The organism is Pseudomonas cuatrocienegasensis (assembly GCF_900110925.1).
Lineage (GTDB): Bacteria > Pseudomonadota > Gammaproteobacteria > Pseudomonadales > Pseudomonadaceae > Aquipseudomonas > Aquipseudomonas cuatrocienegasensis.
In genome coordinates this window covers 90787-115559 of record NZ_FOFP01000006.1, presented here as the reverse complement: position 1 = coordinate 115559, position 24773 = coordinate 90787, and the positions used below count along the sequence as shown (strand labels likewise).

Genomic DNA, 24773 nt, shown 5'->3' with positions numbered 1-24773 from the left:
CTATCCATAACTTTATAAGCGAGGAGGATCGCCATGGGCGTGACCAATCGGTTGGCCTGTTATTCCGACCCCGCCGACCACTATTCGCATCGCGTACGTATCGTGCTCGCCGAGAAGGGTGTCAGCGCCGAGATCATCACTGTCGAGCCAGGGCGCTATCCGCCCAGGCTGCTCGAGCTCAACCCTTATGCCAGCCTGCCGACACTGGTCGATCGCGATCTGGCGCTCTACGAGTCGACCGTAGTGATGGAATACCTGGACGAACGCTATCCGCATCCGCCGCTGCTCCCGGTTTACCCAGTGGCGCGAGCCAATAGTCGCCTGCTGATCCATCGCATTCAGCGAGATTGGTGCACCAAGGTCGATCTGGTGCTCGACCCGCGCAGCAAGGAGCCGGCCCGCGTGCAGGCCCGCAAGGAGTTGCGTGAGAGCCTGACCGGGGTGTCGGCACTGTTCGCCGACAAGGCGTTCTTTCTCAGTGATGAGATGAGTCTGGTTGACTGCTGTCTGTTACCGATTCTCTGGCGTCTACCGCAACTGGGTATCGAGCTGCCACGTCCGGCCAAGCCGTTGCTCGATTACATGGATCGGTTGTTTGCCCGTGAGGCCTTTCAGGCTAGCCTTTCATCCGTCGAGCGCGATATGCGCTGAGCCCGCAGGTCGGGTGTTTACCGTTTGAGGAGCTTTGTTGATGAACTCCAGTCGCCCCTATCTGATTCGTGCCCTGTACGAATGGATCGTCGATAACGACTGCACGCCTCACCTGTTGGTGAGCTCGGAGCATGCCGGAGTCCAGGTGCCCGCCGGCTTCTCCAGTGATGGGCAGATCGTGCTCAATGTATCGCCCAGTGCGGTGCGTCACATGCACATGGATAACGAGGCGGTGAGCTTCGAGGGTCGCTTTGGCGGCGTGCCGCATAGCTTGTACGTGCCTACGGCAGCGGTGCTGGCGATTTACGCGCGGGAGAATGGCCAGGGTATGGTGTTTGACCTGGAAGCCCCTCAGGAAGCGGAGCAGGTCGAGGACGGTGACGGTGACGATCAGGATCCGCCAGATGGCGAGCCGCCACGTCCGAGCGGGCGGCCCAGCCTGAAGGTGGTCAAGTAATAAAAAAGGCGATCCTCGGATCGCCTTTTTCATGCCGCTAAGTTGGTCAGTTGGTGTACTGGAAGAGTTTGACGATTTTCTGTACGCCGGAAACACTCTGCACCACGCTGGCTGCCTGATTGGCCTCCTGGCGCGAGACCAGGCCCAGCAGGTAAACGATGCCGTTTTCGGTGACCACTTTGATGCTCGAGCTTGGCACGGACGAGTCGGCCAGCATCTGGGCTTTGATCTTGGTGGTCAGCAGCGAATCGTTGCTGCGCGCCAGCAGCGAGGTGGGTTGCAGAACCTGGATCTCGTTGTGAATCTTGGTAATGCCCTGAACCTTGCGGGCGGCTTGCTCTGCCTGTCCCTTGAGTTCGCTGCGCGGGGTTTGCCCGGCAAGCAGGATGACGCCGTTGTAGGCGGTGACCACGATGTGCGAGGTCGGTCCGGCGAGGTCGGCATGGGCTTTGGATATTTCGTTGCTCACCGCAGGCGCCAGGAACTGGTCGTCGATCTTGTTGCCGATGCTGCGGCTGCCGCAGCCGGCGAGCACGACACTGGCCAGCAGGGCCGCGATGATCAGAGGGGAACGGGTCATTCTTCACTCCCAAACAGTTGACGGTCGATAAGGTCGCACAGGCAGTGGATTACCAGCAGGTGTACTTCCTGGATGCGCGCCGTGACTTTGGCTGGCACGCGAATCTCCACGTCCTCGGGCAGTAGCAGCGAAGCCATGCCGCCGCCGTCGCGGCCGGTGAGGGCAACCACGGTCATTTCTCGATCATGGGCGGCCTGGATGGCCTGGATCACGTTGGCCGAGTTGCCACTGGTCGAGATGGCCAGCAAGACATCGCCGGGTTGGCCGAGGGCACGGATCTGTTTGGAAAACACCTCGTTGTAGCTGTAGTCGTTGGCGATCGAGGTGATGGTCGAGCTGTCGGTGGTTAAAGCGATGGCTGGCAGGCTCGGGCGCTCACGCTCGAAGCGGTTTAGCAGCTCCGAGGAAAAGTGTTGGGCATCGCCCGCCGAGCCGCCGTTGCCGCAGGTAAGGATCTTGCCTTCGCTGAGCAGGGCCTGAACCATGGCCAGACTGCCCTGTTCGATATAAGGAACCAGAACCTCCACGGCTTGCTGCTTGGTTTCGATGCTGGCATGGAACAGCTGACGAATGCGGGCGTGCATATCCATCGGGTAGATAACCTTCAATAAAGCGGCTGCTCGGAGCCGGTGCGGAGTCTGCTGGCGTGTCGGCATACCATTACTGGCATGGGTGCACGCACTGACCATCGTCCTGCGTGCAGGCAATGGCGGTTTAAGTCGAGTGTCGGGCGCTCAGGTGTCGAACGCATTCTGAATCCAGTTGAGGTCGTTATCAGCCGCACCACTCAGTGCGATTACGTCGAAACGGCAGGGCTGTCGCGCCCAGCGTGGCGTCTGTTGCAGAAACTGGGTCGCAGCCAGGGTAAGTTTTTCACGCTTGCGTGCATCCACACTTTCCATGGCCCCGCCCCAGGCGGCATGCCGCCTGTAGCGAACCTCGACGAATACTACTGTATCGGCGTGAAGCATGACTAGATCGAGCTCGCCGCGACGGCAGCGCCAGTTTTGCGCAATCAGGCGCAGCCCCTGCGCTTGCAGGTAGGCCAGCGCCCTGGCTTCGGCCGCACTGCCGCTGGCCTGCGTGCTGGTGCGCTCGGTCAATTGACGGTGTCGGGCAGGCGCTGGATCTGGCCGTCACGGAATTCGGCCCAGGGCAACTGGCGTTCGATGCGCTGCGACGGGTTCAGGCTCAGTCTGCCGGAAAGGCCGTCGATACGCGTCTCCGGTAGTGCCTTGAGTTGGCCCAGACGCGGCGCCAGGCGGAAGGCATCGACACCCATCGCGTAGAGTCGTCCGAGGCTGCCGCCGGCTTGTGGCCACTGGCTGTCGACCTGGCGACGCAGTGGGTCGTCGACGTCCAGCAGCCAGGGGGTTTCGCAGAACTGGATGCCGTTGAGGTCCCTGTACTGGGCCTGGCTGTGTGCTCCGGTGAACAGGTGCGAGGTCGCATAGACGGGGACGTCGCCAGCGTACTGGAACGCCAGGGTCGGCTTGATCTGTTGGGCCTGTTGCGGTGTCGCGGCGAGGAAGATGAAGTCGACGTCCTGGCGGCGTGTTGGCTGCGCCGCAACGGCAGTCCCCCCTGCCGATTGCAGGCTTTTGTTGCGTGCTTCGCTCTGGCCCAGCTGGAACAGTCTGGCAATCTGATTGGCCAGCTCGACCGGTTGGTCAACCCGCTCGGCGCCGAGCAGCTCGCCGCCCTGGGCCTGCCATTGCTGGCGGAAAGCATCGAGCACGCGCTCGCCCCATTCACCGCGTGGCACCAAGGCCACGGCGCGGCGCATGCCGTCTGCCCAGGCGCGGCGGGCCACCTCGCGGGCTTCGTCTTCAGCGGCCAGGCCGAACTGGAACAGTTGCGGCGGGCCTTCCTGGCCTGCGTCGCTGTAGTTCAGTGCCAAAGTGGTAATGGGCAGTTCTTCACGATCGCTGAGCTGCTTGACCAGTGGTTTCTCCAGGGGGCCAATCACCAGTTGCACGCCGGCGGCCTGGGCCTGGCGGTAGAAGTCGTCGAGTGAGCTCAGGCGGGAGCTGTCATAAAGCTGGATGTTCGGTGGGTTCTCGCCGGCCTGCTGTGCCTGGTAGTGCGCGGCCAGCAGGCCGTCGCGCAGGGCGCGTGCGACCGACGCCAAAGGGCCGTCCTGGGGCAGCAGCAGAGCGATCTGTTCAAGCGGCTGCTGGGTCAGGCTCATCAGCTCGTTGAGGGCTTGCGGCAGTTGTCGGGCGGCTGGGTGATCGGGATTCTGGCTCTGCCAGGCTGCAATGGCGGCTTGCTGTTGTTGCAAGGTGCCGCGGGTGCGTGTGGCGCTGGCCAGATTCAGCCAGCCGGCCAGGTCGGCGTCCTGGCTGGTTGGTGCAGGTTCGGCCGGCAGGGCGCTGACCAGGCGCCAGATGGTTTCGTGATTGCGCTGGGCGTTTTCGCCGCTGAGTAGCGGGGCAATGAAGACGCGTTCGCGGGCAGCGGCCAGCAGTTGTCCATCGGCCTCCAGGGCGTTGGCGCGGGCGGACTGGGTGCGAATCTGTTGTTCGACAGGCAACTCGGCCAGGCGCTCAAGGCTGGGGTGGGTGAGGGCTTGGAGTGCGCGTTTGGGCTCGTCCTGGGCCAGTGCCATTTCAGCTGCCAGGGTGCTGGCGTAGATCTGTTGGGCCGGTTTGAGTTGGTCGAGCGCCACTTGCCCGAGAATCTGGCTGGCGCGGCTATTATCGCCTTGACGTGCCGCCAGGTCGGCGGCCGATAAGCGTAGCTCTGCTGCCTTATTGGGTTCGCTGGTCTCAGCCTGCTGCAGCAACTGTTCGAGAGTAGCCTGAGGGGTGCGCGGAAGTTCGCCGAGGGTGGATGACGGTGAACTGGCGCAGGCGGCAAGCAGGCCGGCCAGGCAGAGGACTAAGAACGGGCGCAGGCAAGCGATCATGTAATACGGTCCTGGTATTCGATCAGATGAGCGTCGAATTGTACCCAAGCCTGGGCAGTGGCGCGAACCCGAAGGTCGAGAACTGGTGCACGGCCTGGCTGTTGAGCTGCGCAAGCAGTGTCGGGTGGGACGCCGCCGGTCACGGCAAACCGGCTACAATGGGCGCTTTCGCGTTTCGAGAGGCAGGCCCGTGTCGTTTTCCGCCGCACCCAGCTCCATGTCCCCTGGCACCCTTTATGTGGTGGCTACACCCATCGGCAATCTGGATGACATCAGTGCACGGGCGCTCAAGGTGCTGGCAGAGGTCAGTCTGATCGCTGCCGAAGACACCCGTCACTCGGCGCGCCTGATGCAGCATTTTGGTATCGCGACCCCTTTGGCGGCTTGTCATGAGCACAATGAGCGTGCCGAGGGCAGTCGTTTTATCGCGCGCCTGCAGGCCGGTGAGAATGTGGCGCTGATTTCCGATGCCGGTACGCCGCTGATTTCCGATCCGGGCTACCACCTGGTGCGTCAGGCGCGGGCTGCGGGTATTGCTGTGGTCCCGGTGCCTGGCGCTTGTGCCTTGATCGCGGCGTTGTCGGCGGCCGGACTGCCATCGGACCGGTTTATCTTCGAAGGTTTTCTGCCTGCCAAGGCGGTGGGGCGGCGTGCGCGTCTGGAGCAGGTGCGCGAGGAGCCGCGGACCTTGATCTTTTATGAGGCGCCACACCGCATCCTTGAATCGCTGGAGGACATGCGTGCGGTGTTTGGCGAGGAGCGCCCGGCGTTGCTGGCGCGTGAGTTGAGTAAAGCCTTCGAGACCCTCAAGGGTTTACCGTTGGGCGAGCTGTGCGCCTGGGTGGCGGCCGACAGCAATCAGCAGCGTGGAGAGTGCGTGGTGCTGGTTGCCGGCTGGCAAGCGCCGGAGGGTGAAGATGCGGTGAGTGCCGAGGCGCTGCGGGTGCTGGATCTGCTGTTGGCGGAGCTGCCGCTCAAGCGCGCTGCGGCACTGGCTGCGGAAATTACCGGGGTGCGCAAGAACCTGCTGTATCAAGTGGCATTGGAACGGCAGCAGTAAAGCGGCTTTTACGTGTCGCTTGTGGCTTGTCGCTTGCGGCTTTGTTACCCTTGTTAGCGGAGAGTCGATCGGACAGTCGCTGCCGCGTTTCGTTCTGCGAAAGGCGGGGGAGGAAAGTCCGGGCTCCATAGGGCAGAGTGCCAGGTAACGCCTGGGAGGCGTGAGCCTACGGAAAGTGCCACAGAAAATAACCGCCTAAGCGCTTCGGTGCCGGTAAGGGTGAAAAGGTGCGGTAAGAGCGCACCGCGCGTCTGGTAACAGTTCGTGGCTAGGCAAACCCCACTCGGAGCAAGACCAAATAGGGTTCCATTGGCGTGGCCCGCGCTGGAACCGGGTAGGTTGCTAAAGACGTGCAGTGATGTACGTCGTAGAGGAATGACTGTCCTCGACAGAACCCGGCTTACAGATCGACTCTCCACCTTTCTTTTCGCCTTGTGCGACCGTTTATCCCCCGCTTTACCGTCAAGCAAAAAAACTTCACTCTTCATAAATCACTTTAAGTTCGAAGCTCAGGCTTTTGCTTGCGCTCAGCTTTATCTTTTTCCTCTTGCGTAAGTTGTGCTTCAACTTGCGATTTGGTGCGCTAAATCTCCGATCTATAAGGGTTTTTCCCTTCTGACGCGCCTTGACGGTGGGGCCTGCGCGTTCCTATAGTGTGCGCGGGTGGTAAGAAGTGGCATGAAGTGGGGTTTTTTGGGCATGGATAGCTAATTTAAGGGGAAGCGCAGACGTGTTTCGCGGAGCTAACGCTATAAGTCTCGACGCCAAAGGGCGCCTCGCGATGCCGAGTCGGTATCGTGACGAGCTCGTTTCGCGTTGTGCCGGCCAGCTCATCGTCACCATCGATGCCATCGACCCTTGTTTGTGTGTCTATCCCCTTGCCGAGTGGGAGCTGATCGAAGCCAAGCTGCGTGAGTTGGCCTCCTTTCGTGAAGAGAACCGCCGCCTGCAACGTCTGCTGATCGGTAATGCCGTGGACCTGGAGCTGGATGCCAGTGGTCGTTTCCTGGTTCCGCCGCGTCTGCGTGAGTACGCCAAGCTGGACAAGCGGGCGATGCTGGTCGGTCAGCTCAATAAATTTCAACTGTGGGATGAGGACGCCTGGAATGCTGTGGCAGATGCCGATCTGGCCGCCATCAAGCAACCGGGTGCTTTGTCCGACGACCTACGTGATTTGATCCTGTGACCATGACCAGCAGCTTGCGCCATATCACCGTGCTCCTCGACGAAGCTGTCGACGGACTCGCCGTGCGCCCCGATGGCTGCTACCTGGACGGTACCTTTGGCCGCGGTGGGCACAGTCGCCTCATTCTAGAGCGGCTTGGGCCTGATGGGCGTCTACTGGGGTTCGACAAGGACCCTCTGGCAATCGCGACAGGGACTACGCTGGCGGCCGAAGACGGCCGCTTTGTCGTTGTGCAGCGCAGTTTTGCGGAACTTTCCGATGAGGTTGCGGTCCGCGGTCTGGCCGGTGCTGTAAGCGGTATTTTGCTGGATCTGGGCGTGTCCTCGCCGCAGCTCGATGATGCCGCGCGCGGCTTCAGCTTCCTGCATGACGGCCCGCTGGACATGCGCATGAATCCGGATGCCGGGGTCAGTGCGGCGACCTTTATCGCCACCGCCAGCGAGGAGGAGATTGCCCGGGTATTCAAGGAATACGGTGAAGAGCGTTTCGCCAAGCGCATGGCGCGCGCTGTGGTGCAGCGCCGCGCGGAACAGCCGTTCGAGCGTACCGCTGACCTGGCTCAGGTGCTCACAGTGGCCAATCCCGCCTGGGAGAAGGGCAAGAACCCGGCGACTCGTGCTTTCCAGGGCTTGCGCATTCACGTTAACAACGAGTTGGGTGACCTGCAGCGTGGCCTGGATGCTGCGTTGGAAACCTTGGCCATTGGTGGTCGGCTGGTGGTGATCAGCTTCCATTCGCTGGAAGACCGCATCGTCAAACAGTTTATGCGTCGGCATGCCAAGGGTGAGGCCGATACCCTGCCGCGCGACCTGCCGATTATTCCCGAAGCCTTCCAGCCGCGCCTGAAGCTCATCGGCAAGCCGCAGTTCGCTTCCGAGGCCGAGCTCAAGGCCAACCCGCGTTCGCGCAGCGCCGTCATGCGTGTCGCGGAGAAGTTGCGATGAGCGCGCTGTTCGGCCACGCCAACCTGCGTCGCGGGCTGCCACGGGGCAGCTTTCTGATGCTGGTGCTGTTTCTCTGTGTGCTCGCATCGGCCCTGGCCGTGTCGTACAGCGCGCACTGGAACCGGCAGTTGCTGAACAGCCTGTATGCCGAGCTGAGTGTGCGCGACAAGGCGCAGGCCGAGTGGGGTCGGCTGATCCTCGAACAAAGCACCTGGACGGCCCATAGCCGGATCGAAACCATCGCCAGCGAACAGCTGAAGATGCGTATTCCCGAAGCGGCTGAAGTCCGTATGGTGGCGCCATGATCCGTCTTGAGGGTGCGCTCTACCCTTGGCGTTTCCGCCTGGTGCTGCTGCTGTTGGCGCTGATGGTTGGCGCTATCGTCTGGCGCATCGTTGACCTGCACGTGTTCGACCACGACTTCCTCAAGGCCCATGGCGACGCGCGCAGTGTGCGGCATATTCCGATCCCGGCTCATCGCGGACTGATGACCGATCGCAATGGCGAGCCGCTGGCTGTCAGCACCCCGGTGACCACGCTGTGGGCCAACGGTAAGGAACTGCAGGCTGGCAAGGCGCAATGGCCAACCCTCGCTGCGGCCCTGGGGCAGGAGCCGAAAGCTTTTGCCGAGCGTCTGCAGGCCAGCTCCGAGCGCGAGTTTCTCTATTTGGTCCGTGGGCTGACCCCGGAGCAGGGCCAGCAGGTGCTCGACCTCAAGGTGCCGGGTGTTTACGCCATCGAAGAGTTCCGGCGCTTCTATCCAGGCGGCGAAGTCACTGCCCATGTAGTCGGCTTTACCGATATTGATGACCGTGGTCGCGAGGGTATGGAACTGGCCTTCGACGATTGGCTTGCCGGCGTGCCGGGCAAGCGTCAGGTGCTCAAGGACCGTCGCGGCCGTCTGATCAAGGATGTTCAGGTCTCGCAGAATGCCAAGGCAGGTAAGGCGCTGGCCTTGTCCATCGACCTGCGCCTGCAGTACCTGGCGCACCGCGAGCTGCGCAATGCGCTGGTCGAGTTCGGCGCCAAGGCCGGCAGCCTGGTGATGATCGACGTGAAGACCGGCGAAGTCCTGGCCATGGTCAATCAGCCCACCTATAACCCGAATAATCGCCGTAACCTGCAGCCGGCGGCCATGCGCAACCGGGCGATGATCGATGTGTTCGAGCCCGGCTCGACCATGAAGCCATTCTCTATGGCTGCGGCCCTGGAAAGCGGACGTTGGAAACCGACGGACATCGTCGATGTGTATCCGGGCACCTTGCGTATCGGCCGCTACACCATCCGCGATGTGTCTCGCGCCGAAGGTGGCAAGCTCGACCTCACCGGTATTCTGATCAAGTCCAGCAACGTCGGCATGAGCAAAATTGCCTTCGATATCGGTGGTCAGTCGATCTACACCCTGATGCAGCAGGTCGGCTTGGGCCAGGACACAGGCCTGGGCTTTCCCGGTGAGCGCGTGGGCAATTTGCCGAATCACCGCGAATGGCGCCAGGCAGAAACCGCCACCCTGTCCTATGGCTATGGCTTGTCGGTGACCGCCGTGCAACTGGTGCATGCCTATTCGGTGCTGGCCAACAATGGCCGCAGCGTACCGCTGTCGATGACCCGCATGGACCGCAAGCCTGAAGGCGTGCAGGTGATTCCCGAATCGGTCGCGCAGACCATTCAGGGCATGTTGCAGCAAGTTGTCGAGGCGCCAGGCGGCGCTTATCGCGCCAAGGTTCCGGGCTATCACGTCGCTGGCAAGAGCGGTACGGCGCGCAAGGCCACGGTCGGCGCCAAGGGCTACACCGAAAATGCCTACCGCGCCTTGTTCGCCGGTTTCGGCCCGGTGGCTGACCCGCGCATTGCAGTGGCCATCGTCATCGATGAGCCAAGCAAGGGTGGTTATTACGGTGGTCTGATCTCCGCACCGGTGTTCGGCAAGGTAATGGCCGGAGCCCTGCGCCTGATGAATATTGCGCCGGACAACCTGCCGCCGCCCGAGGAACCGCAGACCGCATCGGCTGCCGCTGGTAAAGGAGGGCGTAGCTGATGCCCATGCCACTCAATCAACTGCTGCCTGAGGCCGCCAGCAGTGTGCTGATTCGCGAATTGACCCTGGACAGCCGCAAGGTGCGTCCGGGCGACCTGTTTCTGGCTGTGCCGGGCACCCAGCAGGACGGCCGTCTGCATATCGCCGATGCCCTGACCCGTGGTGCCGCCGCCGTGGCCTATGAGGCCGAAGGCGCCTTTGCCATGAGCATCGACAGCGCCGAGCTGATTGCGGTCAAGGGCCTGGGCGCGCGTTTGTCGGCCATTGCCGGGCGCTTCTATGGTGAACCGAGCCGTGGCCTGCATCTGGTCGGTATCACCGGAACCAACGGCAAGACCAGCGTCAGCCAGTTACTGGCCCAGGCCCTGGACATGCTCGGTGAGCCCTGCGGGATCGTCGGCACCCTGGGTAACGGCTTCTACAACGCGCTGGCCGCGGGGCGTCACACCACGCCTGACCCGATTGGCGTGCAGGCGACCCTGGCTGAGCTGAAAAATGCCGGTGCCCGTGCTGTGGCCATGGAAGTTTCCTCCCATGGCTTGCACCAGCGCCGCGTGGCTGCGCTGGCCTTCGACGTGGCGGTATTTACCAACCTGTCACGCGATCACCTCGATTACCACGGCAGCATGGACGCCTACCGCGCGGCCAAGGCCGAGCTGTTCGCCTGGAGTGGGCTGCGCTGCCGGGTGATCAATCTGGATGACGAGACTGGCCGTGATCTGGCTGCGAAGGTGCATGACTCGCGGCTGATCAGCTACAGCCTGATCGACCCGAGCGCCTACCTGTATTGCCGCGATGCGCAGTTCGACGAGCATGGCGTGCGCGCCACCCTGGTGACGCCGCGCGGCGAAGGCAGCTTGCGCAGCGTGCTACTCGGGCGTTTCAACCTGAGTAACCTGCTGGCCGTGGTCGGCACCTTGCTGGCCATGGACTATCCACTGGACGAAATACTCAAGGCGCTGCCCAAGCTACAGGGCCCGGTTGGGCGTATGCAGCGCCTGGGTGGCGTGCAACAGCCGCTGGTGGTTGTCGATTACGCCCATACCCCGGATGCCCTGGAAAAAGTCCTCGAAGCCCTGCGTCCGCACGTTAAAGGCCGCCTGCTGTGCCTGTTTGGCTGTGGTGGCGATCGTGACCGTGGCAAGCGTGCGTTGATGGCCGCCGTGGTCGAACAGCATGCCGACGCTGTCGTGGTCACCGATGACAACCCGCGCAGCGAAACGTCTGAGCAGATTTTCAACGATATTCGTGGCGGTTTCGTTCACCCCGACGCCGTACAGTTTGTCGCCGGTCGCGGTCAGGCGATTGCCCAGCTCGTTGCTGCGGCCGATGTCGACGACGTGGTGTTGCTGGCCGGTAAAGGTCACGAGGATTATCAGGAAATCCAGGGCGAGCGCCTGCCGTTCTCCGACCTGGATGAAGCCGCTAAAGCGCTGGTCGCCTGGGAGGCCGCCCATGCTTAAAACCATGTGTTTGAGCGAGGTGGCCGGCCCACTGAATGGCCGTGTGGTCGGCTCTGATGTCAGCTTTGCAGCCGTGAGCAGCGATAGCCGTGCCATTGCTCCAGGGCAACTGTTTGTCGCCCTCAGCGGCCCGCGTTTTGACGGCCATGATTATCTGGCCGAAGTGGCCGCCAAGGGCGCTGTCGCGGCCTTGGTTGAGCGTGAGGTCGCCGGCGTGAGCCTGCCACAGTTGGTGGTTGCCGATACGCGCCTCGCCCTGGGTCAGTTGGGCGCGCTCAACCGTCAGTGCTATGGCGGCTCGCTGGCGGCGGTTACCGGTTCCAGCGGCAAGACTACGGTCAAAGAGATGCTCGCCAGCATCCTGCGCACGGCGTTCGCTGAGCAGGGTGATGCCGTGCTCGCTACCCGCGGTAACCTGAACAACGACCTCGGTGCGCCGCTGACCCTGCTGGAGCTGGGGCCTGAACATAAGGGTGCGGTCATTGAGCTGGGCGCCTCGCGCGTCGGCGAGATCGCCTACACCGTCGGCCTGACCCGCCCTCAGGTGGCGATCATCACCAATGCCGGCACCGCCCATGTCGGTGAGTTTGGCGGCCCGGAGAAAATCGTCGAGGCCAAAGGCGAGATCATCGAGGGACTGGGTGAAAGCGGCGTCGCCGTACTCAATCTGGATGACCCAGCGTTTGCCATCTGGCGTGCGCGGGCGGGTGAGCGCAGTGTCCTGTCCTTCGCTCGGCATGACCAGCGCGCCGACTTCCATGCCAGTGACCTGGACCGCGATGCCCGCGGCTGCCCGAGCTTTACCCTGCACTGCGCCGATGGCCAGGCACGCATCCAGCTGAACCTGCTGGGCGAACACAATGTGAACAATGCCCTGGCCGCTGCCGCCGCGGCCCATGTGCTCTGCGTGCCGCTGGTCGATATCAAGGCCGGTCTGGAGCGTTTGCAGCCGGTCAAGGGGCGCGCGGTTGCGCAGCTCACTAGCAGCGGATTACGCGTCATAGACGACAGTTACAACGCTAACCCCGCGTCTATTTGTGCCGCCATTGATATACTCGCCGGCTTTTCCGGGCGCACCGTTCTGGTGCTGGGCGATATGGGGGAGCTGGGCCGCTGGGCCGAGGCGAGCCATCGCGAGGTGGGTGCTTACGCTGCAGGCAAGGTTTCGGCCCTGTATGCCGTTGGCCCGCTGATGGCCCATGCCGTGGCTGCGTTCGGAGAAAATGGCCGGCATTTCGCCGATCAAGCCAGCCTGATCGCCGCGCTTGGCGCCGAGCAGAGCGACACCACCATTCTAATTAAAGGTTCACGCAGCGCCGCGATGGAAAACATCGTGGCGGCTTTGTGTGGCGTATCCGGGGAGATTCACTAAATGCTGCTGCTGCTGGCGGAGTACCTGCAACAGTTCCACAAGGGCTTCGCGGTCTTTCAGTACCTGACCCTGCGCGGGATCTTCGGCGTGCTCACCGCACTGGCCCTGTCCCTGTGCCTGGGCCCCTGGATGATCCGCACCCTGCAGATTCGCCAGATCGGCCAGTCGGTGCGCAACGACGGTCCGCAGTCGCACCTGTCGAAGAAAGGCACGCCGACCATGGGCGGTGCACTGATTCTCTCGGCCATCACGGTCAGCACGCTGCTCTGGGCCGACCTGTCCAACCGTTATGTCTGGGTGGTGCTGGCCGTGACCCTGCTGTTCGGTGCCATCGGCTGGGTCGATGACTACCGCAAGGTGATCGAGAAGAACTCCAAGGGTCTGCCGAGTCGCTGGAAGTATTTCTGGCAGTCGGTGTTTGGCTTGGGCGCGGCGATCTTCCTTTATATGACTGCGCAGAGCCCGGTGGAAACCACCCTGATCGTGCCACTGCTCAAGGATGTCAGCATTCCGCTGGGCATCGGTTTCGTGGTGCTGACCTATTTCGTCATCGTCGGCTCAAGCAATGCGGTCAACCTGACCGATGGCCTCGACGGCCTGGCTATCCTGCCTACCGTGATGGTCGGCGGCGCCCTGGGGATTTTCTGCTACCTGTCGGGCAACGTGAATTTCTCCCAGTACCTGCTGATTCCTTACGTGCCAGGCGCTGGCGAGCTGATCGTGTTCTGTGGCGCGCTGATCGGTGCCGGCCTGGGCTTTCTGTGGTTCAACACCTACCCCGCGCAGGTGTTCATGGGCGATGTCGGCGCGCTGGCGCTGGGCGCCGCGCTGGGCACCATTGCGGTGATCGTGCGGCAGGAAATCGTGCTGTTCATCATGGGCGGCATCTTCGTGGTGGAAACCCTGTCGGTGATCATCCAGGTCGCCAGCTTCAAGCTGACCGGCAAGCGCGTGTTCCGCATGGCGCCGATCCATCACCACTTTGAACTTAAAGGCTGGCCCGAGCCGCGCGTGATCGTGCGTTTCTGGATCATCACCGTGATTCTGGTGCTGATCGGCCTTGCCACCCTGAAACTGCGTTGAGGAACCCATGAGCCTGATCGCGTCTGACCACTTCCGCATCGTTGTCGGCCTCGGCAAGAGCGGCATGTCCCTGGTGCGCTTTCTCGCGCGCCAGGGCCTGCCGTTCGCCGTGGTCGACACCCGTGCCAACCCGCCGGAGCTCGCCACCTTGCGTGAGCAGTTCCCGCAGGTGGAAGTGCGTTGTGGCGAGCTGGATGTGGAGTTTCTCTGCCGCGCCCGCGAGCTGCTGGTCAGCCCGGGCCTGGCTATCGCCACGCCAGCGTTGCAGGCCGCTGCAGCGCGTGGGGTGAAGCTGTCGGGTGATATCGACCTGTTCGCTCGTTATGCCAAGGCGCCGATCGTCGCCATCACCGGCTCCAACGCCAAAAGCACCGTCACCACCCTGGTCGGTGAGATGGCTGCAGCGGCCGGCAAGAAGGTCGCCGTCGGTGGCAACCTGGGTACGCCGGCGCTGGATCTGCTTGATGATGCAGTCGAGCTGTATGTCATGGAGCTGTCGAGCTTCCAGCTGGAAACCACCGATCAGCTCAATGCTGAAGTGGCGACCTGCCTGAATATCAGCGAAGACCATATGGATCGCTACGCCGATCTGCAGCAGTACCACCTGGCCAAGCACCGGATTTTCCGTGGCGTACGGCAGGTGGTGGTGAACCGCGATGACGCGCTGTCGCGACCGCTGATCGCCGACCAGGTGGTGTGCTGGGAGTTCGGTCTGGGCAAGCCGGACTTCAAGCGCTTCGGCCTGCTCGACGAGCAGGGCGAGAAATACCTGGCGCTGCGTTTCGATACGCTGCTGCCGGCACGCGAGCTGAAGATTCGCGGCGCCCATAATCAGGCTAACGCCCTGGCTGCGCTGGCGTTGGGACATGCCGTGGGGCTGCCGATGGACGTCATGCTGGCCACTCTGCGTCAGTTTGCCGGTCTGGCGCACCGCTGCCAGTGGGTGGGCGAGCGCGCTGGCGTGAGTTACTACGACGATTCCAAGGCCACCAATGTGGGCGCTGCCCTGGCCGCCATCGAAGGCTTGGGAGCAGATATCGCCGGCAAGCTGGTGCTGATCGCCGGGGGCGATGGCAAGGGCGCGGATTTCTCCCCGCTCAAGCTGTCTGTTGGCAAATTCTGCCGCGCAGTGGTGCTGCTCGGGCGTGATGCCGAACGCCTGGCCGCTGCCCTGGGCGATGCTGCGCCGCTGATTCGCGTCACCAGCCTCGATGAAGCTGTGCAGCGTGCCGCCGAGCAGGCTGAAGCGGGTGATGCGGTGCTGCTGTCGCCGGCCTGCGCCAGCCTGGATATGTTCAAGAATTTCGAAGAGCGCGGCCGTCTGTTCGCCCAGGCTGTGGAGGCGTTGCAATGAACCTCCTGAGCCCGCTGTTCTCCGTCTCATCGCCATTGCGCAGCCGCCGTGGCATGGACCTGGATTTCCCCCTGCTGGCTGGTTGCCTGGCGTTGCTCGGCCTGGGCCTGGTGATGATCGCTTCGGCCAGTACCGAAGTGGCGGCGGCGCTGTCCGGCAACCCGCTGTACCACATGATCCGCCACCTGATTTACCTGACCATTGGCCTGAGTGCTGCGTTGGTTACGCTGCTGGTGCCGATGTCCATGTGGCAGCGTTTCAGCGGCACGCTGCTGCTGATCGGCTTTATTCTGCTGGTGCTGGTGCTGATCCCCGGTATCGGTCGTGAGGTCAACGGTGCCAAGCGCTGGATCGGTTTTGGCCTGTTCAACCTGCAGCCATCCGAGCTGGCCAAGCTGTTTACCGTGGTCTTTATCGCCGGCTACCTGGTGCGTCGTCAGGAAGAAGTGCGTGAGCGCCTCTCCGGTTTCCTCAAGCCGATGTTGGTGCTGGGGCCGATGGCGGCGCTGTTGTTGGCCGAGCCAGACTTCGGCGCGACCGTGGTGCTGGTTGGTTCGTGCATCACCATGCTGTTTCTCGGTGGGGTCAACCTGCTGCGCTTTATCCCCCTGGCTGGTGTGGTGCTGGCGGCGGGTGGCTTGGTGATGGTCAGCCAGTCTTACCGCCTCGAGCGGCTGACCAACTTTGTTGACCCCTGGGCCGATCAGTACGGCGCCGGCTACCAGCTGTCCCAGGCGTTGATTGCCTTTGGTCGCGGCGAGTGGTTGGGCGTGGGCCTGGGCAACAGTATTCAGAAGCAGTTTTACCTGCCCGAAGCGCATACCGACTTTATCTTTGCTGTGCTCGCCGAAGAGCTGGGTATGGTCGGTGCGTTGCTGACCGTTGGATTGTTCGTCTTTGTTGCAGTGCGGGCGCTGTATATCGGCCTGTGGGCGGAAAAGGCCCGGCAGTTCTTCTCCGCGTATGTGGCTTACGGCATCGCTGTGCAGTGGATTGGCCAAGTGCTGATCAATATCGGCGTGAACATTGGCCTGCTGCCGACCAAGGGCCTGACTTTGCCCTTCCTCAGCTACGGGGGCAGTTCCCTGGTGATCTGCTGCGTGAGCGTGGCGCTGCTGCTGCGTATCGAATGGGAGCGTCGCGTGCTGCTGGGCAACGAGGATGTGGAGTTCGAGGAGTCCGACTTCGCCGAAACTGAGACTGCTCAACGTTCGCGTGCCCCGCAGGAGGTTTCTCATGCGCGGTAATGTGCTGATCATGGCCGGCGGCACCGGTGGGCACGTGTTCCCGGCACTGGCCTGTGCGCGCGAGTTCAAGGCCCGCGGCTATGCCGTGCATTGGCTGGGTACGCCGCGTGGCATCGAAAATGAATTGGTCCCGGCGGCCGGTTTGCCGCTGCACCTGATCGACGTCAGCGGGCTGCGCGGCAAGGGCAAGCTGTCGCTGCTCAAGGCGCCGCTGCAACTGCTCAAGGCGCTGTTCCAGGCCCGCCGCGTGGTGCGTGAGCTGCAGCCGGTGTGTGTACTGGGCATGGGTGGCTATGTCACCGGCCCCGGTGGCCTGGCTGCGCGCCTGGCCGGTGTGCCGCTGATCATTCACGAACAGAATGCCGTGGCCGGTACCGCCAACCGCAGCCTGGTGCCGTTCGCCAGCCGTGTCTGCGAGGCCTTCCCGGACACCTTCGCCCGTAGCGACAAGCGCCGCACCACCGGCAACCCGGTGCGCGAGGAGCTGTTCCTGGAAACCCCGCGCGACAGCCTGAGCGGTCGCCGTGTGCGCCTGCTGGTGCTGGGCGGCAGCCTGGGCGCCGAGCCGCTGAACAAACTGCTCCCCGAAGCCTTGGCCCAGGTCGCCGCCGAGCTGCGCCCCGAGGTGTTCCACCAGGCGGGCAAGCAGCACGATCAGATTACTGGCGAACGTTACCGCAGCGTTGGCGTCGAAGCGCAGGTCGTCCCCTTCATTCAGGACATGGCGCGTGCCTACGCCTGGGCTGATCTGGTGGTCTGCCGCGCCGGCGCCTTGACCATCAGCGAGCTGGCCGCCGCTGGCCTGCCTGCGTTCCTGGTGCCTTTGCCGCACGCCATCGACGATCACCAGACGCGCAATGCCGATTACCTGGCCAGCGAGGGCGCAGCCGTCCTGCTGGCACAACGCTCCACTGACGCCGCCACGCTTGCGGCGCAGCTCAATGAGGTTTTGATGCACCCCGAACGTCTCACCGAGATGGCCCGCACCGCGCGCCGTCTGGCCAAACCCGATGCCACCCGTAGCGTCGTCGACATCTGCCTGGAGGTGGCCCGTGGCTAAATCGCCCGCAGCGGTAAAGGCTGAAGTACGGCGCATGCGCCGTATCCGCCGTATCCATTTCGTCGGTATCGGCGGTGCTGGTATGTGCGGTATCGCCGAGGTGCTGCTCAACCTCGGTTATGAAGTGTCCGGTTCCGACCTCAAGGCTTCGGCCGTGACCGAGCGCCTGGAAAACTTCGGCGCACAGATTTTCATCGGCCACCGTGCCGAGAACGCCGAGCAGGCCGATGTGCTGGTGGTGTCCAGCGCCATCAACACCGCCAACCCGGAAGTCGCAACTGCCCTGGAACGTCGTATTCCGGTGGTGCCACGCGCAGAAATGCTCGCCGAGCTGATGCGCTATCGCCACGGCATCGCAGTCGCCGGTACTCACGGCAAGACCACCACCACCAGCCTGCTGGCCTCGGTGTTTGCCGCTGGCGGCCTGGATCCGACCTTCGTGATTGGTGGGCGCCTGAATGCCGCGGGCACCAATGCCCAGCTCGGCAGCAGCCGCTACCTGATCGCCGAAGCCGATGAGAGCGATGCCAGCTTCCTGCACCTGCAGCCCATGGTCTCGGTCGTCACCAACATCGACATGGACCACATGAGCACCTACGAAGGTGACTTCAATAAACTGAAGAAAACCTTCGTCGAGTTCCTGCACAACCTGCCGTTCTATGGTCTGGCGGTGGTCTGCGTGGACGATCCCTATGTGCGCGAGATCCTCGCCCAGATCGCCCGCCCGACCCTGACTTACGGCTTTGCGGAAGATGCTGACGTGCGCGCGATCAATGTGCGCCAGCAGGGCATGCAGACTTACTTCACCGTGCTGCGCCCGGACTGCGAGCCGCTCGACGTCTCGGTCAACATGCCGGGCAACCACAATGTACTCAACGCCCTGGCGACCATTGCCATTGCCACCGATGAAGGCATCAGCGATGCCGCCATTCTGCAGGGCTTGTCGCAGTTCCAGGGTGTCGGTCGGCGCTTCCAGGTTTACGGCGAGCTGCCGGTGGACGGCGGTGCGGTGATGCTGGTCGACGACTACGGCCATCACCCGCGTGAAGTGGCGGCAGTGATCAAGGCCGTGCGCGGTGGTTGGCCGGAGCGTCGTCTGGTGATGGTCTACCAGCCGCACCGTTTCAGCCGCACCCGTGACCTGTATGACGATTTCGTCCAGGTCCTGGCCGACGCCAACGTGCTGCTGCTGATGGAAGTCTACCCGGCCGGCGAAGAGCCGATCCCGGGCGCCGACAGCCGCCAGTTGTGCCACAGCATCCGTCAGCGTGGCCAGCTGGACCCGATCTATATCGAGCGTGGGGTCGACCTCGCACCCCTGATCAAGCCACTGCTGCGTGCCGGCGACATCCTGCTCTGCCAGGGTGCCGGTGACATTGGTGGCTTGGCTCCTCAACTGTTGCAAAGCCCGCTGTTCGCCGTGGCTAAAGGTACTGCCCAATGAGCGCCGAGACCCTGAAATCCCAACTGCCGGTCAGCGCCTTTGGCCGTGTGGCCGTGCTGTTTGGCGGCAAGAGCGCCGAGCGCGAGGTCTCGCTGAAATCCGGCAATGCCGTGCTGAGCGCGCTGCAGAGTGCGGGTGTGGATGCGTTCGGCATTGATGTCGGTGATGACTTCCTCCAGCGTTTGCTGGCCGAGAAAGTCGACCGGGCCTTTATCGTGCTGCACGGCCGTGGCGGTGAAGACGGCAGCATGCAGGGCCTGCTCGAATGCGCCGGGATTCCCTACACCGGCAGCGGCATCCTGGCTTCATCCCTGGCCATGGACAAGCTGCGCACCAAGCAGGTCTGGCTGAGCCTGGGCCTGCCGACGCCCAAACACGCGGCGCTGGCGTCTGAAGCTGACTGCCATGTGGCGGCAGCCGAACTGGGCTTCCCGCTGTTCGTCAAGCCGGCCCATGAAGGGTCGAGCATCGGCATGGCCAAGGTTGCTGATGTCGAGGCGCTGATTGCCGCCTGGAAGGACGCCAGCCGTTACGACTCACAGGTGCTGGTCGAGCAGATGATCGCCGGTCCTGAGTTCACCATCGCCATGCTGCGTGGCGAAGTGCTGCCACCGATCGCGCTCGGCACCCCGCACAGCTTCTACGACTACGACGCCAAGTACCTGGCCAATGACACCCAGTACCGCATTCCCTGCGGCCTGGACGCCGCCAAGGAAGCCGAGTTGAAGGACCTCACCGCGCGCGCCTGTGAGGCCGTGGGTACCCAGGGCTGGGCGCGGGCCGACGTGATGCAGGACGCCGATGGCAAGTTCTGGCTGCTGGAGGTCAATACCGTCCCCGGCATGACCGATCACAGCCTGGTGCCGATGGCGGCGAATGCCGCGGGCCTGGATTTCCAGCAACTGGTGTTGGCGATCCTCGCCGACAGCCTTGAGGCACGGGGTTAAGCATGAGCGCCGTCCTTCGCCATCAGCCAGGCTCGACCCGCGCCCCATTGCGCGGTGGTAAGCCTGTGCCGCGCGGTGCGAGCCGTATGGTGGCCAAGGAACCGATCAGCCTGCGCCTGCCCAAGCCGAATCTCAGCGTGTTCAAGCGCCTGACCTGGCCGCTGTTGCTGCTGGTGTTGGGGTTTGGTGGTTATGAGCTGGGCCAGCGGCTGCTGCCCTATGCCGACCGGCCGATTGCGCGGATCAGCGTCGAAGGTGACCTGAGCTACATCAGCCAGCAGGCGGTACAGCAGCGTATCGCGCCCTTTGTCAGCGCCAGCTTCTTCAGCGTCGATCTGCTGGGCATGCGCAAGGAGCTGGAGCAGATGCCCTGGATCGCCAACGCCGAAGTGCGTCGCGTATGGCCCGATCAGGTGCTGGTACGCCTGGAAGAGCAACTGCCGATTGCCCGCTGGGGCGATGAAGCACTGCTCAACAACCAGGGTGATGCCTTCGCGCCCAAGGAGCTCAACCATTACGAGAACCTGCCGCAGCTGTATGGCCCCAAGCGTGCGCAGCAGCAGGTAATGCAGCAGTACCAGGTGTTCAGCCAGATGCTTCGGCCGATGGGGTTTTCCATCGCCCGCCTGGAGCTGCGCGAGCGCGGCAGCTGGTTCCTGACTACTAACCAGGGCATCGAACTGCTGTTGGGGCGCGACCATCTGGTGGAAAAAATTCGCCGTTTCGACGCGATTTACGACAAAGCGTTGAAAGAGCAGCAAACGAATATCGCGCGTATCGATCTACGTTATGCCAACGGCCTGGCCGTGGCATGGCGTGAACCGGTCGCGCCCACGGCGGCAGACACCGCTGTCGTGCAGTGAATCAGGAGAAGGCAGCAACCATGGCAAATGTGCAGAGCGGCAAGATGATCGTCGGCCTCGATATCGGTACCTCCAAAGTGGTGGCGCTGGTGGGCGAGGTGACGGCTGATGGCCAGCTGGAAATCGTCGGCATCGGCACCCATCCCTCCCGTGGCCTGAAGAAGGGCGTGGTGGTCAATATCGAGTCCACGGTGGCCTCGATTCAGCGTGCGGTGGAAGAAGCCCAGCTGATGGCCGGTTGCCGTATCCACTCGGCCTTTGTCGGTGTGGCCGGTAACCACATTCGCAGCCTCAACAGCCATGGCATCGTCGCCATCCGCGACCGTGAAGTCAGCCCGGCCGACCTGGAGCGCGTGCTCGATGCCGCCCAGGCCGTGGCCATTCCGGCCGATCAGCGCGTGCTGCACACGCTGCCGCAGGATTATGTGATCGATAACCAGGAAGGCGTACGCGAGCCCCTGGGTATGTCTGGCGTGCGTCTGGAAGCCAAGGTGCACGTGGTTACTTGCGCCGTAAATGCCGCGCAAAACATCGAAAAGTGCGTGCGCCGCTGCGGCCTGGAAGTCGACGACATCATCCTTGAGCAGTTGGCCTCGGCCTATGCCGTGCTTACCGATGACGAAAAAGAGCTGGGCGTGTGCCTGGTGGATATCGGCGGCGGCACTACCGACATCTGCATTTTCACCGAAGGCGCGATCCGCCACACCGCGGTGATCCCGATTGCCGGCGATCAGGTCACCAATGACATCGCCATGGCCCTGCGTACGCCGACCCAGTACGCCGAAGAAATCAAGATTCGCTACGCCTGCGCCCTGGCCAAACTGGCCGGTGCCGGGGAAACCATCAAGGTACCGAGCGTCGGTGATCGTCCGCCGCGCGATTTGTCGCGCCAGTCCCTGGCCGAAGTGGTCGAGCCGCGTTACGACGAGCTGTTCACCCTGATCCAGGCCGAGTTGCGTCGCAGCGGCTACGAAGACCTGATCCCGGCCGGCATCGTCATGACCGGCGGCACGGCGAAGATGGAAGGTGCGGTCGAACTGGCCGAGGAAATCTTCCACATGCCGGTGCGCCTGGGTATGCCCCAGGGCGTCAGGGGCCTGGGCGACGTAGTGCGTAACCCGATCTATTCAACCGGTGTAGGCCTGTTGCTGTACGGCCTGCAGAAGCAGACCGATGGCATTTCCCTGTCGGCAAGCGGTTACAACGACGAACCCAAATTACCCGTCATCGAGCGCATCAAGCGCTGGGTGCAAGGCAACTTCTAACGTTTCAAAAAGTGTGTGCAGTAGGCGTTACAACTAGAAAGCATAAGGAGAGAAATCATGTTTGAACTCGTAGACAACATCCCGCAAAGCGCGGTTATCAAAGTTATCGGTGTCGGTGGCGGCGGCGGCAACGCAGTCAATCACATGGCCAAGAACAACATCGAAGGCGTTGAATTCATCTGCGCCAACACCGATGCCCAGGCCCTGAAGAACATCGGTGCGCGCACCGTGCTGCAACTCGGCCCAGGCGTGACCAAAGGCCTGGGCGCTGGCGCCAACCCGGAAGTCGGTCGTCAGGCCGCGCTGGAAGACCGCGAGCGTATCGCTGAAGTGCTGCAAGGCTGCGATATGGTCTTCATCACCACCGGCATGGGCGGCGGTACCGGTACCGGTGCAGCGCCTGTGATCGCCGAAGTGGCCAAGGAAATGGGCATCCTCACCGTTGCCGTGGTGACCCGTCCGTTCCCGTTCGAGGGGCGCAAGCGCATGCAGATCGCCGAAGAAGGCATCCGTGCCCTGGCTGAAAGCGTCGATTCGCTGATCACCATCCCCAACGAAAAACTGCTGACCATCCTCGGTAAGGACGCAAGCCTGCTGTCCGCCTTTGCCAAGGCTGACGATGTGCTGGCCGGTGCCGTGCGCGGTATCTCCGACATCATCAAGCGTCCCGGCATGATCAACGTCGACTTTGCCGACGTGAAGACCGTGATGAGCGAAATGGGTATGGCCATGATGGGCACTGGCTGCGCCAGCGGTCCGAACCGTGCACGTGAAGCCACCGAAGCAGCCATCCGCAACCCGCTGCTCGAAGACGTCAACCTGCAGGGCGCCCGTGGCATCCTGGTGAACATCACTGCCGGTCCAGACCTGTCCCTGGGTGAGTACTCCGACGTGGGTAACATCATCGAACAATTCGCCTCCGAGCACGCCACCGTCAAAGTCGGCACCGTGATCGACCCGGATATGCGCGATGAGCTGCATGTCACCGTGGTTGCCACCGGTCTGGGTGCGAAGATGGAGAAGCCGGTCAAGGTTATCGATAACACCGTCCAGGTGGCTGCTGCCTCCGCTCAGCAGGCTCCGTCTCGCGGTGAGCAGAGCGTCAACTACAAGGATTACGAGCGCCCCACCGTGCAGCGTCAAAGCCATGCCGGCGGCGCGACTGCGGCCAAGCTGAACCCGCAGGACGATCTGGATTATCTGGACATTCCAGCCTTCCTGCGTCGTCAGGCAGATTGATGAAAGCTATCAGGAGTATTGGGGTGATTGGTGTTCAGCAAAGGTCGGTTCTGCTATTATCGCCGGCCATTGTTGAAAACAATTCGCAACTAGCGCAATAGCGGCCAGACCCATGATCAGACAACGCACCCTGAAGAACATCATCCGTGCCACCGGCGTCGGCCTGCATTCCGGGGAGAAGGTATACCTGACCCTGAAGCCGGCCCCGGTGGACACTGGGATCGTGTTCCGTCGTACCGACCTCGACCCTGTCGTGGAAATTGCCGCGCGTGCTGGCAACGTCGGTGAAACCACCATGTCGACCACCTTGGTCAATGGTGACATCAAGGTTGACACGGTAGAGCACCTGCTTTCGGCCATGGCTGGCCTGGGCATCGATAACGCCTACGTCGAGCTCTCCGCACCCGAAGTCCCGATCATGGACGGCAGTGCCGGTCCCTTCGTATTCCTGATTCAGTCGGCAGGTCTGCAAGAGCAGGACGCCCACAAGAAGTTCATCCGCATCCTGCGTGAAGTCACGGTGGAGGAGGGCGACAAGCGCGCCACCTTCGTGCCTTTCGAAGGATTCAAGGTGAGCTTCGAGATCGACTTCGATCACCCGGTGTTCCGCGACCGCACCCAGTCGGCCAGTGTCGATTTTTCCAGCACCTCGTTCGTTAAAGAGGTGAGCCGTGCGCGCACGTTTGGTTTTATGCGTGACATCGAGTTTCTGCGCTCGCAGAACCTTGCGCTCGGCGGCAGTGTGGATAACGCCATCGTGGTTGATGAGAACCGCGTGTTGAACGAAGACGGCCTGCGTTATGAGGACGAGTTCGTCAAACACAAGATTCTCGATGCGATCGGCGATCTTTACCTGCTCGGTAACAGCCTGATTGGCGAGTTCCGCGGCTTCAAGTCCGGCCATGCCCTGAACAACCGTTTGTTGCGCTCGCTGATCGAGCAGACGGATGCCTGGGAAGTCGTGACCTTCGATGATCCGCTGACCGCGCCGATCTCCTACATGCGCCCGGCTGCGGCGGTGTAGTACAGCACACACTCTCTTATGTTTTCGGGGCCACCTTCGGGTGGCCTCTTTTTTTCTGCATTCAAGCGTCAATCGCGCGGGCGGGTATGTCGGGCCAAGCGCTCCAGGGCCTCACGCAGGCGCGGGTCGCGGACCCCTTCGGCAGTGGCCTGGATATTTTCTGCGGCGCTATCGGACAGCGTCATCGGCGGGTTGGTTGCATGCCTTTCGACCGTTGGCGGTTGCACCTTGAGCTGTATTTTCGCTAAGGTCGCGAATTCTTCGAGGGTCTGCAGCTGGCGCAACAGCCGGCGCTGCTGATAACGCAAGCGGGTGGCCCAGTGGCCATCGGTGACGATCAGTAACAGGCAACCCTCACGCCAGGAGGCAACCCGACAATGAGCACGGGCTGCCGGCTGTAACTGGCTTTCCACTAGACGCTGTAGATGATCCAGGCGTTGTGCCTGATGAAACAGCGCTTTCAGCGGCTTGGCTTCACGCAGCAGCGCGGCGGGAGCCTTGGCCGGCAACGGACGAAAAGACATGGCAGGACGCCTGGAATAGTGAGAGCGCCATGGTAGCAGACTCGCTGCCGTCGGCCGTGCT

General features: G+C 62.6%; 24 protein-coding genes and 1 other RNA gene. 20 read left to right on the top strand and 5 right to left on the bottom strand.

Translation table 11 applies throughout. From position 1 onward, the window contains the following. Positions 1-33: 33 nt before the first annotated feature. Positions 34-651 carry a glutathione S-transferase N-terminal domain-containing protein gene (locus BMW49_RS10545; RefSeq protein ID WP_069517872.1) on the top strand — a complete coding sequence of 206 codons (618 nt, stop codon included), beginning with the start codon at positions 34-36 and terminating at the stop codon, positions 649-651. Between the two features lie 40 nt (positions 652-691). Beyond that, on the top strand, positions 692-1108 hold the full coding sequence (locus BMW49_RS10540) for a ClpXP protease specificity-enhancing factor (RefSeq protein WP_069517871.1): 417 nt from the start codon (positions 692-694) through the stop codon (positions 1106-1108). Positions 1109-1154: 46 nt separating this feature from the next. Here the strand turns inward: BMW49_RS10540 and BMW49_RS10535 are convergent, their stop codons facing one another. From BMW49_RS10535 to BMW49_RS10520, 4 genes are all read right to left on the bottom strand, one after another. Continuing rightward, a complete protein-coding gene (locus tag BMW49_RS10535) occupies positions 1155-1688 on the bottom strand; it encodes a BON domain-containing protein (RefSeq protein ID WP_069517869.1) in 534 nt (177 codons plus the stop codon). After that, complete coding sequence (locus BMW49_RS10530; protein WP_069517867.1) at positions 1685-2278, bottom strand: phosphoheptose isomerase; 594 nt, start codon at positions 2276-2278, stop codon at positions 1685-1687. Before BMW49_RS10530 ends, BMW49_RS10535 begins: the two co-directional genes overlap by 4 nt. Positions 2279-2422: 144 nt before the next feature. Next, on the bottom strand, positions 2423-2791 hold the full coding sequence (locus BMW49_RS10525) for a YraN family protein (protein ID WP_069517865.1): 369 nt from the start codon (positions 2789-2791) through the stop codon (positions 2423-2425). After that, positions 2788-4599 carry a penicillin-binding protein activator gene (locus BMW49_RS10520; RefSeq protein WP_069517864.1) on the bottom strand — a complete coding sequence of 604 codons (1812 nt, stop codon included), beginning with the start codon at positions 4597-4599 and terminating at the stop codon, positions 2788-2790. The genes BMW49_RS10525 and BMW49_RS10520 overlap by 4 nt, the downstream gene beginning before the upstream one ends. 217 nt (positions 4600-4816) lie before the next feature. Here BMW49_RS10520 and rsmI point away from each other — a divergent pair, with 217 nt between their 5' ends. The 18 genes from rsmI to lpxC all read left to right on the top strand — a co-directional run bounded on the left by rsmI (position 4817) and on the right by lpxC (position 24188). Beyond that, positions 4817-5659, top strand: coding sequence for a 16S rRNA (cytidine(1402)-2'-O)-methyltransferase (gene rsmI, locus BMW49_RS10515; protein WP_069517862.1), 843 nt, complete (start codon positions 4817-4819; stop codon positions 5657-5659). A gap of 60 nt (positions 5660-5719) precedes the next feature. After that, positions 5720-6078, top strand: an RNA gene (gene rnpB / locus BMW49_RS10510) — RNase P RNA component class A. A gap of 311 nt (positions 6079-6389) precedes the next feature. Next, the gene (gene mraZ, locus BMW49_RS10505) at positions 6390-6845 is read left to right on the top strand and encodes a division/cell wall cluster transcriptional repressor MraZ (protein ID WP_069517860.1); all 456 of its coding nucleotides are present in this window, start codon (positions 6390-6392) and stop codon (positions 6843-6845) included. A gap of 2 nt (positions 6846-6847) precedes the next feature. Then, positions 6848-7789: a 16S rRNA (cytosine(1402)-N(4))-methyltransferase RsmH gene (gene rsmH / locus BMW49_RS10500; protein WP_167362798.1), complete on the top strand. Its 942-nt coding sequence runs from the start codon at positions 6848-6850 to the stop codon at positions 7787-7789. Then, positions 7786-8094, top strand: coding sequence for a cell division protein FtsL (gene ftsL / locus BMW49_RS10495; protein ID WP_069517856.1), 309 nt, complete (start codon positions 7786-7788; stop codon positions 8092-8094). The genes rsmH and ftsL overlap by 4 nt, the downstream gene beginning before the upstream one ends. Then, positions 8091-9827, top strand: coding sequence for a peptidoglycan D,D-transpeptidase FtsI family protein (locus BMW49_RS10490; RefSeq protein WP_069517854.1), 1737 nt, complete (start codon positions 8091-8093; stop codon positions 9825-9827). Before ftsL ends, BMW49_RS10490 begins: the two co-directional genes overlap by 4 nt. Continuing rightward, positions 9827-11290: a UDP-N-acetylmuramoyl-L-alanyl-D-glutamate--2,6-diaminopimelate ligase gene (locus BMW49_RS10485; protein WP_069517853.1), complete on the top strand. Its 1464-nt coding sequence runs from the start codon at positions 9827-9829 to the stop codon at positions 11288-11290. Before BMW49_RS10490 ends, BMW49_RS10485 begins: the two co-directional genes overlap by 1 nt. Positions 11291-11294: 4 nt before the next feature. Then, positions 11295-12662: a UDP-N-acetylmuramoyl-tripeptide--D-alanyl-D-alanine ligase gene (locus BMW49_RS10480; protein WP_371850865.1), complete on the top strand. Its 1368-nt coding sequence runs from the start codon at positions 11295-11297 to the stop codon at positions 12660-12662. After that, a complete protein-coding gene (gene mraY / locus BMW49_RS10475; RefSeq protein ID WP_069517849.1) occupies positions 12663-13745 on the top strand; it encodes a phospho-N-acetylmuramoyl-pentapeptide-transferase in 1083 nt (360 codons plus the stop codon). A 7-nt stretch (positions 13746-13752) separates the two neighbouring features. After that, positions 13753-15099 (top strand): UDP-N-acetylmuramoyl-L-alanine--D-glutamate ligase, encoded by a 1347-nt coding sequence (murD, locus tag BMW49_RS10470; RefSeq protein WP_069517847.1) that lies wholly within the window; start codon positions 13753-13755, stop codon positions 15097-15099. After that, positions 15096-16346 carry a putative lipid II flippase FtsW gene (gene ftsW, locus BMW49_RS10465; protein ID WP_069517845.1) on the top strand — a complete coding sequence of 417 codons (1251 nt, stop codon included), beginning with the start codon at positions 15096-15098 and terminating at the stop codon, positions 16344-16346. The genes murD and ftsW overlap by 4 nt, the downstream gene beginning before the upstream one ends. Further along, on the top strand, positions 16336-17406 hold the full coding sequence (gene murG / locus BMW49_RS10460) for an undecaprenyldiphospho-muramoylpentapeptide beta-N-acetylglucosaminyltransferase (RefSeq protein WP_069517843.1): 1071 nt from the start codon (positions 16336-16338) through the stop codon (positions 17404-17406). Before ftsW ends, murG begins: the two co-directional genes overlap by 11 nt. 34 nt (positions 17407-17440) lie before the next feature. Beyond that, positions 17441-18850: a UDP-N-acetylmuramate--L-alanine ligase gene (gene murC / locus BMW49_RS10455; protein ID WP_218187055.1), complete on the top strand. Its 1410-nt coding sequence runs from the start codon at positions 17441-17443 to the stop codon at positions 18848-18850. Further along, on the top strand, positions 18847-19797 hold the full coding sequence (locus BMW49_RS10450) for a D-alanine--D-alanine ligase (RefSeq protein WP_069517840.1): 951 nt from the start codon (positions 18847-18849) through the stop codon (positions 19795-19797). The genes murC and BMW49_RS10450 overlap by 4 nt, the downstream gene beginning before the upstream one ends. Positions 19798-19799: 2 nt before the next feature. Next, positions 19800-20660, top strand: coding sequence for a cell division protein FtsQ/DivIB (locus BMW49_RS10445; RefSeq protein ID WP_069517838.1), 861 nt, complete (start codon positions 19800-19802; stop codon positions 20658-20660). Between the two features lie 20 nt (positions 20661-20680). Further along, complete coding sequence (gene ftsA / locus BMW49_RS10440) at positions 20681-21925, top strand: cell division protein FtsA (RefSeq protein WP_069517836.1); 1245 nt, start codon at positions 20681-20683, stop codon at positions 21923-21925. Positions 21926-21982: 57 nt separating this feature from the next. Then, positions 21983-23164: a cell division protein FtsZ gene (ftsZ, locus tag BMW49_RS10435; RefSeq protein ID WP_069517834.1), complete on the top strand. Its 1182-nt coding sequence runs from the start codon at positions 21983-21985 to the stop codon at positions 23162-23164. A gap of 112 nt (positions 23165-23276) precedes the next feature. Further along, on the top strand, positions 23277-24188 hold the full coding sequence (gene lpxC, locus BMW49_RS10430) for a UDP-3-O-acyl-N-acetylglucosamine deacetylase (RefSeq protein WP_069517832.1): 912 nt from the start codon (positions 23277-23279) through the stop codon (positions 24186-24188). Positions 24189-24256: 68 nt separating this feature from the next. Here the strand turns inward: lpxC and BMW49_RS10425 are convergent, their stop codons facing one another. Next, positions 24257-24712, bottom strand: coding sequence for a DciA family protein (locus BMW49_RS10425; protein WP_069517830.1), 456 nt, complete (start codon positions 24710-24712; stop codon positions 24257-24259). Positions 24713-24773: the final 61 nt, after the last annotated feature.

Bases quoted from the DNA above. Each gene is read 5' to 3' on its own strand.
- BMW49_RS10545 (WP_069517872.1), top strand. From the start codon at position 34: ATGGGCGTGACCAATCGGTTGGCCTGTTATTCCGACCCCGCCGACCAC.
- BMW49_RS10540 (WP_069517871.1), top strand. From the start codon at position 692: ATGAACTCCAGTCGCCCCTATCTGATTCGTGCCCTGTACGAATGGATC.
- BMW49_RS10535 (WP_069517869.1), bottom strand. From the start codon at position 1,688: ATGACCCGTTCCCCTCTGATCATCGCGGCCCTGCTGGCCAGTGTCGTG.
- BMW49_RS10530 (WP_069517867.1), bottom strand. From the start codon at position 2,278: ATGGATATGCACGCCCGCATTCGTCAGCTGTTCCATGCCAGCATCGAA.
- BMW49_RS10520 (WP_069517864.1), bottom strand. From the start codon at position 4,599: ATGATCGCTTGCCTGCGCCCGTTCTTAGTCCTCTGCCTGGCCGGCCTG.
- rsmI (WP_069517862.1), top strand. From the start codon at position 4,817: ATGTCCCCTGGCACCCTTTATGTGGTGGCTACACCCATCGGCAATCTG.
- rsmH (WP_167362798.1), top strand. From the start codon at position 6,848: ATGACCAGCAGCTTGCGCCATATCACCGTGCTCCTCGACGAAGCTGTC.
- ftsL (WP_069517856.1), top strand. From the start codon at position 7,786: ATGAGCGCGCTGTTCGGCCACGCCAACCTGCGTCGCGGGCTGCCACGG.
- BMW49_RS10490 (WP_069517854.1), top strand. From the start codon at position 8,091: ATGATCCGTCTTGAGGGTGCGCTCTACCCTTGGCGTTTCCGCCTGGTG.
- BMW49_RS10485 (WP_069517853.1), top strand. From the start codon at position 9,827: ATGCCCATGCCACTCAATCAACTGCTGCCTGAGGCCGCCAGCAGTGTG.
- BMW49_RS10480 (WP_371850865.1), top strand. From the start codon at position 11,295: ATGTGTTTGAGCGAGGTGGCCGGCCCACTGAATGGCCGTGTGGTCGGC.
- mraY (WP_069517849.1), top strand. From the start codon at position 12,663: ATGCTGCTGCTGCTGGCGGAGTACCTGCAACAGTTCCACAAGGGCTTC.
- murD (WP_069517847.1), top strand. From the start codon at position 13,753: ATGAGCCTGATCGCGTCTGACCACTTCCGCATCGTTGTCGGCCTCGGC.
- ftsW (WP_069517845.1), top strand. From the start codon at position 15,096: ATGAACCTCCTGAGCCCGCTGTTCTCCGTCTCATCGCCATTGCGCAGC.
- murG (WP_069517843.1), top strand. From the start codon at position 16,336: ATGCGCGGTAATGTGCTGATCATGGCCGGCGGCACCGGTGGGCACGTG.
- murC (WP_218187055.1), top strand. From the start codon at position 17,441: ATGCGCCGTATCCGCCGTATCCATTTCGTCGGTATCGGCGGTGCTGGT.
- BMW49_RS10450 (WP_069517840.1), top strand. From the start codon at position 18,847: ATGAGCGCCGAGACCCTGAAATCCCAACTGCCGGTCAGCGCCTTTGGC.
- BMW49_RS10445 (WP_069517838.1), top strand. From the start codon at position 19,800: ATGAGCGCCGTCCTTCGCCATCAGCCAGGCTCGACCCGCGCCCCATTG.
- ftsA (WP_069517836.1), top strand. From the start codon at position 20,681: ATGGCAAATGTGCAGAGCGGCAAGATGATCGTCGGCCTCGATATCGGT.
- ftsZ (WP_069517834.1), top strand. From the start codon at position 21,983: ATGTTTGAACTCGTAGACAACATCCCGCAAAGCGCGGTTATCAAAGTT.
- lpxC (WP_069517832.1), top strand. From the start codon at position 23,277: ATGATCAGACAACGCACCCTGAAGAACATCATCCGTGCCACCGGCGTC.
- BMW49_RS10425 (WP_069517830.1), bottom strand. From the start codon at position 24,712: ATGTCTTTTCGTCCGTTGCCGGCCAAGGCTCCCGCCGCGCTGCTGCGT.